Raw genomic sequence first — 14,139 nt, 5'->3', positions numbered from 1 at the left:
GACCCATGATCAAGTTGCATCCGGCCATCGACAATGGCTTTCCACCGGCCAAACCCGGCTTTTCCGGGGGAACGCTGAAATGTAAGTGTGCGACCAACCCGGTGACCGTTGAAATCAGCTCGCAGACCGCTCATAACCATGCCTGCGGCTGCACCAAATGCTGGAAGCCGAAAGGTGCGATTTTCGCCCAGATCGCCGTCGTTCCCCGCGACAAGGTGAAAGTCACCTCAGGTGCTGAAAAGCTGCATATCGTCGATCCGAGCGCCACGATCCAGCGCTATGCTTGCAAGGATTGCGGCACACACATGTATGGTCGGATCGAGAATACCAAGCATCCGTTCTACGGCCTCGATTTCGTCCATACGGAACTCAGCGACGAGACAGGCTGGTCGCCGCCGGAATTTGCCGCCTTTGTCTCGTCCGTGATCGAGAGCGGCGTCAACCCAGATCTGATGGGTGAAATCCGTGCGCGCCTCAACGAGCTTGGCCTGCCGCCCTATGACGCTTTGTCTCCGGCTTTGATGGATGCGATCGCCACCCATATCGCCAAGCAAACCGGCGCTCTCGCCGCTTAGCCAGGGGCACGCTTTTTTCTCTCAGGATCTTATGCTCGCCCTTCTTTCAAGAGGGGCGAGGACAGGGTGTGGGTTCCCATCATTCTGTGAAGTCGATCAATGGGAGACTGCTTGAATTAAATAAGGCAAAGCCGCCGATGCAGGAGCATCGGCGGCTTTGTCGTGAAGCGGCTGCCGTCACGGTGAGGGGGGCACAATATCGAAGCGATTGCCTTCCTCAACCAGCCGGATTGGCCGATGGCCGGGTCAGCGGCGGGACACAGCTCCCGTGTCGCCCCAGAACGGGTCCTGCTTCCATTTGATCGAGCAGCCGATTGAGGAGTGCTGCTCTTCCGGCCCCTTGCCCGTCCGGGCGATCCTGACCATCGCCTCGAACAAGTCGCGCCGTAGATCGGCCGGGCCGATCTCCTTGCGCGAGGCATCGAGCCGGCCGCGATATTGCAGTTCCATTCTTGCGTTGAAGCCGAAGAAATCCGGTGTACAGACGGCGCCATACGCCCGCGCGACCCATTGGTCCGCGTCATGCAGATAGGGGAACGGAAGGGCGTGTTCGGCGGCAAACCTTTTCATGTTTTCGAAGCTGTCTTCCGGATAGGTGGTTGCATCGTTGGAGTTGATCGCGACGAAGCCGATCCCATGCGACTCGAGGTCGATCGCATCCCGCACGATCCGACCGATGACGGCCTTCACATAAGGGCAGTGATTGCAGATGAAGGCGACGACGAGGCCATTCGGTCCGGCGAGGTCAACGATGGACCGGGCGCGTCCTTCCGTTCCTGGGAGCCGGGCGTCGATGGCCTTCCAGCCGAAATGACAAAGCGGTGCAGTTGCGGCCATGGCGCTACCTTTCCTTCTGAAGCGGAGGACGGGCCGCGTTATTCGCCGCATGGCGCAACGCGGAGATATTGGCGGCATAGCGATCCGCGCCCCCCTTGAAAATCGCCGAGCCGGCGACGAGGACGTCAGCGCCGGCTCGGGAAACGAGCGGCGCTGTTTCGGGTGTCACGCCGCCGTCGATCTCGATCATGATCGGCCGGTCGCCGATCATCGTTTTCACCCGCGCGACCTTGTCTATGACGGACGGGATGAAAGCCTGACCGCCGAAGCCGGGATTGACCGTCATCAGCAGCACGAGGTCGAGCCGGTCGAGGACGTATTCGATAACGTTTTCAGGCGTAGAGGGATTGAGCGAGACGCCGGCCTTGCAGCCGAGATCGCGGATCGCCTGGAGTGAGCGATCGAGATGGGTCGTAGCCTCGGCATGGACGGTAATGTAATGGCAGCCCGCATCGGCGAAGGCGGCGAGAAAGGAGTCTACGGGCTCAATCATCAGATGGCAGTCGAACACCTTTTCGGTGCGGTTGCGGATCGCCTTGATGACCGGCGGGCCGAAGGTGATATTGGGAACGAAATGTCCGTCCATCACGTCGAGATGGATCCAGTCGGCGCCAGCGCGGCAGACCGCTTCGACCTCCTCGCCGAGACACGAGAAATCGGCCGAAAGAACCGAGGGTGCGATGATGATCTTGTCGGTCATTTTCTCTCCTAAGCGGTGGCTGACGTCTTCATTTCGAAGACCCGGCTTGCGGCTATGTCCCTTGCGATGATCGTCGACAGTTGCTGCGCATTCACTGGTCCTTTCGATTCCTCGAAGAGGCGATTGGCTTGCCGCAGGCGCGCGCGGTCGAGCGCATTGCGGATCGAGCGAGCGTTGGCGAAATGCGGTTGCTGTCGGCGGCGGGCTATGTAGTCCTCCATGAGTTTCCGGGCCTCGGGATCGAAATGATAGCCTTGGCGGTCCAGCATGCTCTCGGCGATCGACAGCAATTCGCCGTTGTCATAATCGGGAAAGTCGATGTGGTGGGCGATGCGCGAGCGGAAGCCCGGGTTGCTCTCGAAGAACTTGTCCATCCGGTCGGCATAGCCGGCAAGGATCACGACCAGATCGTCGCGGTTGTTCTCCATTACCTGCAACAGGATCTCGATGGCTTCCTGGCCGTAGTCGCGTTCGTTGTCGGGCTTGTACAGATAGTAGGCCTCGTCGATGAAGAGCACGCCGCCCATCGCCTTTTTGAGGACTTCCTTGGTCTTCGGGGCGGTATGGCCGATATATTGACCGACCAGATCGTCGCGTGTCACCGAAACCAGATGCCCCTTGCGGATATAGCCGAGGCGGTGCAGGAGGTTGGCCATGCGCAACGCCACTGTCGTCTTGCCGGTGCCAGGATTGCCGGTGAAGCTCATGTGCAGCGACGGCGCTTCGTGGCTCAGGCCCATGGCGCGCCGGGCGCGCTCCACAAGGAGAAGTGCCGCCGTTTCGCGGATGCGGCGCTTCACCGGTTTCAGGCCGATCAGTTCCCTGTCCAGTTCCTCCAGGATCTCGGCGACGCCAGATGCCTTGTATTCCTCGGCGAGGTCGACCGATGTCGGCAGGCTTTCGCCATTTCCGGCTGCTTCTGGCATCACCATTTCTCCGGTCCTTCCTAACGCGCCGTTGCCCAGGAATAGTGTTGCGAGCGGCCGACAATATCCGTCCGCGTCATCTTGAGTTCCGGCTCGTTCGCCGGACGATTGACGATGAAGGACATGGTGACCGTCTCAAAGCCACGGGTGGAATCGAAGGCGTTGAGGCGGATGTAGCCTTGCGGATTGGTCTTGCGGCAATCCTCCAGTTCCATCATCACGCCCTTGGCGTCCTTGAGGTCGAACATCGGGTTTCCCCACATTTCCCAGTAGGTGTTCCGGGGGTGGGGGTCGTCGGTATATTCGACACCAATGGCCCAGCCCTTGCCGAGGCAATATTCGATCTGGGCGGTGATCTGCTCGTCGGTCAGGTCCGGCAGGAACGAGAAGCATCCTTGAGTGACACGCATTGTCTTGTCTCCTTTTTTCCGGTCGATCAGGCCACGGTCGCCGTCGGCACGAAGTCCGAGGTGTCGGTGGACGTGTAGTTGAAACTGATATTGCCCCAGGTATCGAGCGCGGCCTCGAGCGGCTTGCACCACCTGGCGGCGGCGCGCAGGATTTCCGGACCTTCATTGGCGATGTCGCGGCCCTCGTTGCGGGCAAGAACCATGGCTTCGAGAGCCACCCGGTTTGCGGTTGCGCCGGCCTGGATACCCATCGGGTGACCGATCGTCCCACCGCCGAACTGCAGCACCACGTCGTCGCCGAAGAGATCGAGCAACTGGTGCATCTGACCTGCATGGATACCGCCGGAGGCGACCGGCATGACCTTTTTCAGGTCGCCCCAATCCTGCTCGAAGAAAATGCCGCGCTGGAGGTCGACCTCGTTCTTCATCTCACGCAGGACGTTGTAGTAACCCTGAACGGTCATCGGGTCGCCTTCGAGTTTGCCGACGGCGGTGCCGGCATGCAGGTGGTCCACGCCAGCAAGGCGCAACCACTTGGCGATGACGCGAAACGAGATGCCGTGGTTCTTCTGGCGCGTATAGGTGCCATGGCCCGCACGGTGCATGTGCAGGATCATGTCGTGCTGTCGGCACCATTCGGAGATCGACTGGATCGCGGTCCAGCCGATAATCAGGTCGACCATGACGATGACCGAGCCGAGTTCCTTGGCGAATTCGGCGCGACGGTACATTTCCTCCATCGTGCCGGCGGTGATGTTGATGTAGTGTCCCTTGACCTCGCCAGTGACTGCGGAAGCATGATTGACGGCTTCCATGCAGTAGAGGAAGCGGTCGCGCCAGTGCATGAAGGGCTGCGAGTTGATGTTCTCGTCGTCCTTCATGAAGTCGAGGCCGCCCTTCAAACCTTCGTAAACGACGCGGCCGTAGTTCTTGCCGGAGAGCCCGAGCTTTGGCTTGGTCGTGGCACCAAGCAGGGGCTTACCGAACTTGTCGAGGCGTTCGCGCTCGACGACGATACCGGTTGGCGGCCCCTTGAAGGTTTTCACATAGGCGACCGGGAAGCGCATGTCTTCGAGACGTGCGGCCTTCAACGGCTTGAACGAGAAGACGTTGCCGATGATCGAGGCCGTCAGGTTGGCGATCGAGCCTTCCTCGAACAGGATCAGATCATAGGCGACATAGCAGAAGAACTGTCCCGGCGTCCCCGGCACCGGATCGACCCGGTAGGCCTTGGCGCGGTACTGGTCGCAGGCGGTCAGACGGTCGGTCCAGACCACCGTCCAGGTGGCCGTCGAGCTTTCGCCGGCAACAGCGGCCGCCGCTTCGATCGGATCGACGCCGTCCTGCGGCGTGATGCGGAAGAGGGCTATGAGATCGGTGTCCTTCGGCTCGTAATGGCCGTCCCAGTAACCCATCTGTGCGTATTTCAACACACCGGCCTTGTAACGTTCCTTGCCTTTGATCTCGGTTTTCGCATCGGCGTTCATGGCACTGTCCTTTCCTTGGTCGGATGACGTTCAGGCGGCTTCAGACCGCGCGTTTGAGGGTTTCAGGCTGCCGCTCGCATAGCGTTTGGCCATGTCGCTCATGGGGATGACCTTGATGCGCGACGCATTGCCCGCCGTGCCGAAGGCCTCGAAGCGAGCCTTGCAGACAGAGGCCATGGCATCCATGGCGGGCTTCAGGAACTTGCGCGGATCGAATTCGTCGCGGCGGGTGTCGGCGATGCGGCGGAATTCGGCGGCGGCGGCGAGGCGCAGGTCGGTGTCGATATTGACCTTACGCACGCCAAAGCGGATGCCACGGACGATCTCCTCGACCGGCACGCCATAGGTCTCGCGCATCTCGCCGCCATGGGCGTTGAAGACCTCTTGCCATTCCTCGGGGACCGAGGAAGAACCGTGCATGACGATGTGGGTGTCGGGCAGCCGGCGATGGATTTTTTCGATCACATCCATGGCAAGCACTTCGCCGGTCGGCTTGCGGGTAAACTTGTAGGCGCCATGCGAGGTGCCGATCGCAACGGCGAGTGCGTCGACGCTGGTTTCGGCGACGAAACGGGCCGCCTCATCCGGATCTGTCAGCAATTGCGAACGGTCGAGCGCGCCGTCGAACCCGTGACCGTCCTCGGCTTCGCCTTTGCCGGTCTCCAATGAACCAAGGCAGCCGAGTTCACCTTCGACCGAGACGCCGACCATATGGGCAAGGCGCGTGACCTCGGCAGTGATGCCGGCATTATAGGCATAGTCCGCCGGCGTCTTGGCGTCCTCTTTCAGCGAACCATCCATCATTACCGAAGTGAAACCGTGCTGGATCGCGGAAAGGCAGGTGGAAACCCTGTCTCCATGGTCCTGGTGGATGCAGAGCGGAATGTCAGGATACATCAGCTCCAGTGCCTCCATCATCTTGGCGAGCATGATGTCGTTGGCGTAAGAGCGGGCGCCGCGCGAGGCTTGCAGGATGACTGGCGCATCGCAGGCTTTGGCCGCCTCCATGATGGCGAGACCCTGCTCCATATTGTTGATGTTGAAGGCGGGCACGCCGTAGCCGCGTTCGGCGGCGTGGTCGAGCAGTTGACGAAGCGTGATGCGGGCCATGGTCAGGCCTCCTCTCGAAGTGGGGTGATGGATCTGGTCTGCTGCACCGTCATCGGCGGCGCCCTCCTGTGTCATGGCCGATGAGCCGCAGCGCTTCGGCAGCGGCATGTTCGGCGGTAATGCCGAAATGCTTGTAGAGCTCGCCGGCGGGTGCCGAGGCACCGAAGCCCCGCATGCCGATGAAACTGCCACGCGCACCCATCCAGCGATCCCAGCCTAGACGGCCGGCGGCTTCAATGGCGATACGCGGCGCGCTGCCGAGCGTCTGCTCCCGGTAGGTTTCGTCCTGGGCCTCGAATTTCTCCCAGCACGGCATGGAGACCACGGCCGCCTCGATGCCCTTTTCTCTGCGCAGTGTGTCGGCGGCGGCGATCGCGATCTCGACTTCCGAGCCTGTGGCGAGCAGGGTCACGTCGCGCGGGCCCTTGGTCTCGCGCAAAACGTAAGCGCCACGTATCGAAAGGTTTTCCTCGCCTTGAGCCGTGCGTAGCATCGGCAGAGCCTGACGGGACAATGCCAGCACGCTTGGGGTCGCTTTTTCGGTGAGCGCGATTTCCCAGCATTCGGCCGTCTCGATGATGTCGGCCGGGCGGAAGACGTTGAGGTTCGGCGTGGCGCGCAGCATGGCGAGGTGTTCGACCGGCTGGTGGGTCGGGCCATCTTCGCCAAGCCCAATGGAATCATGCGTGAGCACGTAGACGACCGGCAGTCCCATCAGCGCCGATAGCCTGATCGCGCCTCGTGCATAGTCGGAGAACACCAGGAAAGTGCCGCCATAGGGAATGAAACCGCCGTGCAGCGCGATGCCATTCATGGCCGCCGCCATGCCGTGCTCGCGGATGCCGTAATGCAGGTAGCGGCCCTTGAAGTTGCCGGCGGTGATCGGCGCGGTTTGGGATGTCATGGTCAGGTTCGAGCCGGTGAGGTCGGCCGAGCCGCCGATGGTGAGCGTGGTCGCATCGTTGATCACCTCAAGCGCCATCTGTGAGGCCTGACGGGTTGCGACCTTGGTTGCCTTGGCGCGGTGCTCTGCGCGGAATTTGGCCAGCCGCCGGGCAACATCGGCACCCTGTTCGCGGCCGATCGTCTGTTCGTAGCGTTTGCGCGAACGCGAAGTGTCGCGGCGAAGCTCCCAGGCCTTGCGCACTGCCTGCCCTCTGAGCGCCACGTTTTCCCAGGCTGATTTGATTTCTTCCGGCACGAAGAAGGGCGGGTGGGGCCAGCCAAGTTTCTCGCGGGTCGCTGCGATCTCCTTGTCGCCGAGGGCCGCGCCGTGGGTCTTGTGCGAACCTTCCATGCTGGCGGCGCCCTTGCCGATCTTCGTCCGGCAGGCGATCAGCGACGGCTTGCGGCTCTTGCGGGCGCGGTCGATGGCCTTGGCGACCGCGTCTGGATCATGGCCGTCAACGGCTTGCGCATCCCATCCGGCAGCGCGAAAGCGGGCGAGCTGGTTCATCGAAGTGGAGAGCTTGGTCGCGCCGTCGATCGAGATGTGGTTGTCGTCCCATAGCACGATCATCTTGCGTAGCTTCAAATGCCCTGCCAGATCGATCGCCTCGTGGCTGATGCCCTCCTGGAGGCAGCCGTCGCCGGCGACCACGTAGGTGAAGTGATCGCAAAGCGACGAACCAAAACGGGCGGCCATCATCTGTTCGGCGATCGCCATGCCGACGGCCGTGGCGATACCCTGGCCGAGCGGGCCGGTCGTTGTCTCGACGCCGAGCGCATGGCCGTACTCGGGATGGCCAGCGGTCTTCGATCCCATCTGGCGGAAGGCGGCAAGTTCGGACATCGGCATGTCGGTGAAGCCGATCAGGTGATGGATCGCGTAGAGCAACATCGATCCATGGCCGGCGGACAGGACAAAACGGTCTCGATCCGGCCAATACGGCATGGATGGATCTATCTTGACGAAACGGTTGAAAAGGACGCTGACGGCGTCCGCCATGCCCATCGGCATGCCTGGATGGCCGGAATTGGCCTTCTGCACGGCATCCATGGCGAGAAAGCGAATGGCATTTGCCATGTCCTGCTCGGATACTGTGACACTCGTCTCGATTTTTTGCGAAATGTTCATGGGTGTCCTCCTCACGACATGCGATGCTTACGTTCGAGCAGCTTGTGAATCAGCGGTGTGAAGATCAGCTGCATGGCGAGATCGAGCTTGTCGCCGGGAACGACGATCGAATTGGCGCGCGACATAAAGCTCTCCTTCAGCATCGACAGCAGGTAAGGGAAGTCGATGCCACGCGGGTTGGCGAAGCGGATCACCAGGATCGATTCCGCCGGTGTCGGGATCCAGCGGGCGACGAAAGGGTTTGAAGTGTCGACGATCGGCACGCGCTGGAAGTTGATGTCGGTCTGCGAGAATTGCGGGCAGATGTAGTGGACGTAGTCCGGCATGCGGCGAAGGATCGTGTCGGTCACCGCCTCCGTGGAGTAGCCACGGGTCGCCTTGTCACGGTGGATCTTCTGGATCCATTCGAGATTGATAACCGGCACGACGCCGATCTTCAGATCGCAGTGCTGGGCAAGATTAAGTTCGTTCGTGACAGCGCAGCCGTGCAGTCCTTCGTAGAACAGAAGGTCGCTCCCCTTGAACTCCTCCCACTCGGTGAAAGTGCCCGGGGCAGCGCCGTATTTGGCGGCCTCCGCGTCGTCGTGGATGTAGTGCCGGGTGCGGCCGACACCGCGTCGCCCATACTCGGAGAAGACGTTTTCCAGAATTTCCAGTTCGTTGGCGTCTGCGGCAAAGTGGGTGAAGTCGTTGCCCTTGGCCTTTTCGTCGGCGATCTTTTTCTTCATCGCCTCGCGATCGTAGCGGTGGAAGGCATCTCCCTCGATGAAGGACGCGGAGATATTCTCACGCTTGAAGATCTTCTCGAAAGTGTCCTTGACCGTGGTGGTGCCGGCGCCGGACGAACCGGTGATCGAAATGATCGGATATTTGGCTGACATTGTTTTCTCCTCAGGCGCGAAACAGGCCGCGCTTGCCGAACAGCGGCGCGCGCTCACCGATCATGGTCGGGTCGACATGGTAGCGGGTGACGCGTGCCACCTCGCGGCGAGAGCCGAAGACCAACGGCACCCGCTGGTGCAGGCTCTCAGGCTCGAGGTCGAGAATGCGGCTGACCGCGTTGGTCGCGGCGCCCGCGGCATTCTCGACGAGAAAGGCGATGGGATTGGCTTCGTAGACGAGGCGCAGGCGACCTTGCGAATAGCCCCGGCGCGTATCGGCCGGATAAAGGAAGATACCGCCCCGTATGAGGATACGGTAGGCGTCCGCGACCAGCGAGGCGATCCAGCGCATGTTGAAGTCACGCTCGCGCGGTCCTTCGGCGCCGGCCAGGCAGTCGTCGACATAAAGACGAACCGCCTCTTCCCAATGACGGTAGTTGGAGGCGTTGATGGCGAACTCATGGGCGCGTTCGGGAATGCTTACCGACTTGTAGCCCTGCACGAAGCAGCCGAGCCGGCTTGAAAAGACGAAGATCTCTGTGCCCTTGCCGAGCGATAGGACCAGGGCGGTCTGCGGTCCATAGATGAAGAAGCCAGCCGCCATTTGCCGATTACCCGGCTGCAGGAATGTCGGCATCGGATTATTGTCCGCTGTCTTGATCGCCGGGAGGATCGAGAAGACCGTGCCGACCGAGACATTCGTGTCGATGTTCGACGAACCGTCGAGCGGGTCGATCGCAACCGCCAGGCTGGCCTCGGGGTTGAGTGAGACCGGATGCTCCAGCTCTTCCGAAGCATAGAAAGTGACCGGCGCGCCTTGCAGTGACGACAGGAACAGGTCGTCGCAGATGACGTCCATTTCCTTCTGCATGTCACCGTCACTATTCGCCCCGCCTCGGAGGCCATGAAGATGCGCACTCAGCGCGCCTTGTCCGACCAGCTTGCGAATGTCGAGGGCCGCGGTTGCCAACCGCTGGATGACGGCGGCCATGTCGCGTGCCGTTTCATCGCGCGTGGCGATGCATGAAACGAGGTAAGCCTCGAGAGTTGCGCCTGACATGATGTCTCCTCCCATCAAGTGTCAGGGCGAGAATGACGGAAGTTATGAGTTTGTAAATTTTATTAAGTTGACTATTGAAGTAAGAAATATTTAGTTTCTAATATGCGCAATATTACCCTACGCCAGCTCCGCACCGTCGAAGCCGTCAGTCGTCTCGGCAAGATCAATCTTGCGGCCGGTGAGCTGGGCCTGACCGGGCCGGCGCTGACTCTACAGATCCAGCAGTTGGAGCGGGACGCGGGCGTGTCCCTGTTCGACCGGACACGGGAGGGCATGGTGCTGACCGCCTTCGGCACCGCTTTCCTCGAAGCAGCCCATGCGATCGGGGAGAGTCTTCAGACGCTGTCGGATTCGATCGATGCGATGAAAGGCTTGCGGAGCGGGCGGCTCAGGCTCGGTGTCGTATCGACGGGCAAGTATTTTGCGCCACAGCTCATTGCGGCTTTTCGCAAGCAAGTGCCTGGGATCGAGATCAATCTCTTCATCGGCAATCGGGCGGAGATCATCCAGAAGCTGCGCGATCACGAGGTCGACATCGCCCTAATGGGCCGTCCGCCGCGCGACTTCGATGTCCGCTCGCAGGTGTTCGGCGATCATCCGCTGGTCTTCATCGCGCCAGCCGATCATCCGTTGGCGGGCAAGCTCGACATATCGAGGGAGCGGGTCGCTGAAGAGCAATTCCTGGTGCGGGAAAGGGGGTCCGGTACCCGGATTTCGCTGGAAATCTTCCTCAGCGAGGTGCCTCGGCGACTGGAGGATTTGGGAACGGAGATGGGGTCGAACGAGACCATCAAGCAGGCGGTGATCGCCGGGCTGGGGGTGGCGTTTCTTTCCGCTCATACCATCGAACAGGAGGTCAAGCTCGGCCGTCTCGTCATTCTAGATGTTGTCGACACGCCGATCCGACGACAGTGGTTCAGCGTGTCGCGTGTGGACCGCGCGGTCAATCCGGCAATGCGGGCCTTCGAGCGGTTTCTGCTGGCGGAAGGGGCGCGTCACCTGCCGGTGGTGACGAAGCCCTATCCCGCCAACGCTTTTGGGTGAGTGCGTTCCGGCCCGTGGGCTAGCCGTCGGCGCGCGACAGGATTTTCTTCTCAAAGAAGAAATAGGGGCGCAGTTTCACGCCGACAATATTGCCGGCAAAGGCGGCCACGGCCCAGAGCCAGCCATGCAGGCTGCCGGAGGCGATGCCGGAGAAATAGGCACCGATATTGCAGCCGTAGGCGATGCGGGCGCCGTAGCCGAGCAGCAGGCCACCGATCACGGCGGCAAGCACTGAGCGCAACGGGATGTCTAAGCTCGGGGCGAATTTGCCGGCGAGCGCCGCGGCCAGCATGGCGCCAGCGATGATGCCGAGATCCATGATCGAGGTGACATCGGCGAAGATGCTTGCGCCAAGCGCCTTGGCATTGGCGGGGGTTTGCCAATAGGCCCAGGCGGAGGGATCAATGCCGATCAGCTGCACGCCCTTGGCGCCCCATAGCGCGAAGGCGGAGGTGATGCCCCAGGGGCGACCGGCCAGCGCCAGTGTCGCGAAATTGAGCACAACCAGCACGATGGCACCGGTGATCAGCGGCCAGGGACCGCGCAGCAGGCGGGAGACGCCCTGGCGCTGCGCGGGTATGGCGGTTTCCAGATCCCCGTGGCGGCGCTTCTCGACCAGTACCGTGGCAGCGGTAATCGCGGCGAACAGGATGAGCGAGACGAGTATGCCGCCTGCGGCCCCGAAACTTGCAACCAAGGAGACGGGGGGCAGTGCCGGCAAGCTCGTCCACCAGTCAAAGTGAATGGTCGCCGCCACCGAGCCGATTATGAAGAACAGCAGTGTGATCAGCATGCGGGCATTGCCGCCGCCAGCAGTGAAGAGCGTTCCTGAAGCGCAACCGCCGCCAAGTTGCATGCCGATCCCGAACATGAAGGCGCCGGCAAGCACCGAGACACTAAGCGGTGAGACGAAGCCCTTGACCGGATTGCCGAACAAGGTGCCGCTCGCCAGGAAGGGGAAGAACAGGATGACGGCCAGCGCAAGCAGGATCATTTGTACGCGCAGACCACGACCGCGACCGTCCATGATGAACACGCGCCAGGCGGAGGTGAAGCCAAAGGCGGCGTGATAGAGCGCGATGCCGAGACCGCCGCCGACGAGGAAGAGCGCGCCGTGCTTGGTGCCATAGGTGTAGCCGAGCAGGAGCGTCCCGAGGACGAGGACGGCAAGGGCGCCGAGGCCCGGGGTGCCGAGCAGTGGCTGCCGCTCGGGCGTGCTCAACGGAGATGCGACTGTAGACATGGAAGACTCCTTGTGTTTCGGCCGCGATGATATGCACCGTCACCGCGCGGCGCGAGAAAGCCTGTTCTTCCGTCTGGTTGGCAGGAGAATGGTATTTTCGGTCTTGGCGGCAATTTGGAGATCGGCTTACCAAAGCCATCAGGGAAACGTGCTGGTTCGATCGAGCGTGCGCAATTTCGCCTTGAGATGGGGCTTCCTTTTTCGCGACCTGTGGCCAACGGCTTGACCGTCCACTAGCATGGGCGCCAGACGTGAGGAGGGGCGACTGGAGGAACCATGCAGCCATTTCAATTCAACACTACGCCGCAAGTCGTTTTCAGGCCGGGTGCCGCAAAGGACATCGGCTCCCTGGCCGTCCTGCGATGCGGCGCGCGGCCGCTGTTCGTGACGGATCCAGGCCTGCGCCGGCTCGGTCTTTGCGATGCCGCGCTCGGCTCGCTTGGTGAAGCCGGGCTCACCGTGACGGTCTTCGATTCTGTCGAGGCGGACCCATCGCTTGCCACGGTGATGGCGGCGGTGGAGGCCGGCCGCGCGATGGATGCGACCGGTGTCATCGGTTTCGGCGGCGGTTCTTCGCTCGACGTGGCCAAGGTTGTCGCCCTACTGCTCGGTTCCGGCGAAGCGATTGATGCGGCCTGGGGTGTCGGCAATGCCAAGGGCCCGCGCCTGCCACTCGTTCTGGTGCCGACGACAGCCGGGACCGGCTCGGAGGTTACCCCGGTGTCGATCATCACGGTCGGTGGCGAGGAAAAGCGCGGGGTATCGTCGCCGATCCTCCTGCCGGACGTTGCGCTTCTCGATCCCGAGCTGACGCTTGGTTTGCCGGCAGCGATTACGGCAGCCACCGGCGTTGATGCCATGGTTCATGCGATCGAGGCTTATGCCTCAAGGAATGCCAACAACAATCCGCTGTCGAAGATGCTGGCGCGTCAGGCGCTGCGCCTGCTTGGGGCCAATATCGAGACGGCGGTGTTCGACGGTAGCAACCGCGACGCGCGAGGCGCCATGCTGCTCGGCTCCATGCTCGCCGGCCAGGCTTTTGCCAATTCTCCTGTCGCAGCGGTTCACGCGCTGGCCTATCCGATCGGCGGGATTTTCCATATCCCGCACGGGCTGTCCAACGCGCTCGTCCTGCCGCATGTTCTGCGGTTCAACGCGCCGCAGGCCGCGTCGCTCTATGCCGAAATTGCCGCGGATGTCTTTCCCGATCTGGCCGGGGAACAGGGCGCGCAGGGGTGCTGCGCGGCCTTCATCGAACGTCTCTCTGCACTGTCGCAGAAGCTTGGGCTTCAAACGCGTCTGCGTGATGTCGGGATCGGCGAGGCTGACCTGCCGCGCATGGCGAAGGATGCGATGAGGCAGACCCGCCTGCTGGTCAACAATCCGCGTGATGTGACCGAAGCCGATGCGCTGACGATCTATCGGGCAGCGTGGTGAGCGACATGGGAAGGGTAGCTGCGGCAGATCGTTCCGCCTACGGGGCGTTTCGCACACTCACCACGCGCTGGGCGGACAATGACATCTATGGGCATATGAACAATGTCGTGCACTACAGCCTGTTCGATACGGCGGTAAATGGCCTGTTGATCGAGAACGGTGTGCTCGACATCCATGGTGGTGAGAAGGTCTTTCTCGTCGTCGAGACCGGTTGCCGCTATTTTTCCGAGATGGCCTTTCCCGATGTGGTGCATGCCGGCATCCGGGTCTCGCGGCTCGGCGCATCATCGGTCCGGTACGAAGTCGGTCTCTTCCGTAATGAGGAACTCAGCGCTGCGGCAGAGGGCCATTG

General features: G+C 61.7%; 14 protein-coding genes. 4 read left to right on the top strand and 10 right to left on the bottom strand.

Going from position 1 to position 14,139, the window contains the following annotated elements:
- The first annotated feature begins 5 nt into the window (after positions 1 to 5).
- Positions 6 to 575, top strand: a complete 570-nt coding sequence (gene gfa / locus RNA01_RS21070) for an S-(hydroxymethyl)glutathione synthase (RefSeq protein ID WP_147182102.1) — start codon at positions 6 to 8, stop codon at positions 573 to 575.
- A 246-nt stretch (positions 576 to 821) separates the two neighbouring features.
- Here the strand turns inward: gfa and RNA01_RS21065 are convergent, their stop codons facing one another.
- Genes RNA01_RS21065 through RNA01_RS21025 form a run of 9 tightly spaced genes read right to left on the bottom strand, consistent with a single transcriptional unit; the run spans position 822 to position 10,063 of the window.
- A complete protein-coding gene (locus RNA01_RS21065; protein ID WP_147182101.1) occupies positions 822 to 1,412 on the bottom strand; it encodes a thioredoxin family protein in 591 nt (196 codons plus the stop codon).
- Positions 1,413 to 1,416: 4 nt separating this feature from the next.
- Positions 1,417 to 2,112 carry a ribulose-phosphate 3-epimerase gene (rpe, locus tag RNA01_RS21060; RefSeq protein WP_147182100.1) on the bottom strand — a complete coding sequence of 232 codons (696 nt, stop codon included), beginning with the start codon at positions 2,110 to 2,112 and terminating at the stop codon, positions 1,417 to 1,419.
- Between the two features lie 8 nt (positions 2,113 to 2,120).
- A complete protein-coding gene (gene cbbX / locus RNA01_RS21055; RefSeq protein ID WP_147182099.1) occupies positions 2,121 to 3,044 on the bottom strand; it encodes a CbbX protein in 924 nt (307 codons plus the stop codon).
- Positions 3,045 to 3,058: 14 nt separating this feature from the next.
- Positions 3,059 to 3,448, bottom strand: a complete 390-nt coding sequence (locus RNA01_RS21050) for a ribulose bisphosphate carboxylase small subunit (RefSeq protein ID WP_147182098.1) — start codon at positions 3,446 to 3,448, stop codon at positions 3,059 to 3,061.
- A gap of 26 nt (positions 3,449 to 3,474) precedes the next feature.
- Positions 3,475 to 4,935: a form I ribulose bisphosphate carboxylase large subunit gene (locus RNA01_RS21045; protein WP_147182097.1), complete on the bottom strand. Its 1,461-nt coding sequence runs from the start codon at positions 4,933 to 4,935 to the stop codon at positions 3,475 to 3,477.
- Positions 4,936 to 4,965: 30 nt separating this feature from the next.
- Positions 4,966 to 6,045, bottom strand: a complete 1,080-nt coding sequence (gene fba / locus RNA01_RS21040) for a class II fructose-bisphosphate aldolase (RefSeq protein WP_147182096.1) — start codon at positions 6,043 to 6,045, stop codon at positions 4,966 to 4,968.
- A 49-nt stretch (positions 6,046 to 6,094) separates the two neighbouring features.
- Positions 6,095 to 8,122, bottom strand: a complete 2,028-nt coding sequence (tkt, locus tag RNA01_RS21035; RefSeq protein ID WP_147182095.1) for a transketolase — start codon at positions 8,120 to 8,122, stop codon at positions 6,095 to 6,097.
- Positions 8,123 to 8,133: 11 nt separating this feature from the next.
- A complete protein-coding gene (locus RNA01_RS21030; RefSeq protein WP_147182094.1) occupies positions 8,134 to 9,003 on the bottom strand; it encodes a phosphoribulokinase in 870 nt (289 codons plus the stop codon).
- Positions 9,004 to 9,013: 10 nt separating this feature from the next.
- Positions 9,014 to 10,063 (bottom strand): class 1 fructose-bisphosphatase, encoded by a 1,050-nt coding sequence (locus RNA01_RS21025; RefSeq protein WP_147182093.1) that lies wholly within the window; start codon positions 10,061 to 10,063, stop codon positions 9,014 to 9,016.
- A gap of 102 nt (positions 10,064 to 10,165) precedes the next feature.
- Here RNA01_RS21025 and RNA01_RS21020 point away from each other — a divergent pair, with 102 nt between their 5' ends.
- The gene (locus RNA01_RS21020) at positions 10,166 to 11,107 is read left to right on the top strand and encodes a LysR family transcriptional regulator (RefSeq protein ID WP_147182092.1); all 942 of its coding nucleotides are present in this window, start codon (positions 10,166 to 10,168) and stop codon (positions 11,105 to 11,107) included.
- 19 nt (positions 11,108 to 11,126) lie between these two features.
- Here RNA01_RS21020 and RNA01_RS21015 read toward each other — a convergent pair whose 3' ends face one another.
- A complete protein-coding gene (locus tag RNA01_RS21015; protein ID WP_147182091.1) occupies positions 11,127 to 12,350 on the bottom strand; it encodes a YeeE/YedE family protein in 1,224 nt (407 codons plus the stop codon).
- 276 nt (positions 12,351 to 12,626) lie between these two features.
- On the opposite strand from RNA01_RS21015, the gene RNA01_RS21010 reads away from it, so the two are divergent.
- Both RNA01_RS21010 and RNA01_RS21005 read left to right on the top strand, forming a co-directional pair.
- The gene (locus RNA01_RS21010; protein WP_147182090.1) at positions 12,627 to 13,787 is read left to right on the top strand and encodes an iron-containing alcohol dehydrogenase; all 1,161 of its coding nucleotides are present in this window, start codon (positions 12,627 to 12,629) and stop codon (positions 13,785 to 13,787) included.
- A 5-nt stretch (positions 13,788 to 13,792) separates the two neighbouring features.
- The coding region (locus RNA01_RS21005) for an acyl-CoA thioesterase (RefSeq protein ID WP_147182089.1) at positions 13,793 to 14,139 on the top strand (347 nt) is incomplete at its 3' end.

Origin of the sequence: Paenirhizobium naphthalenivorans (genome assembly GCF_007992095.1) — a bacterium.
In the GTDB taxonomy this organism is placed as follows: domain Bacteria; phylum Pseudomonadota; class Alphaproteobacteria; order Rhizobiales; family Rhizobiaceae; genus Allorhizobium; species Allorhizobium naphthalenivorans.
Note: the sequence above shows the minus strand (reverse complement) of the source record. Positions and strands in the feature narration are given on the sequence as shown.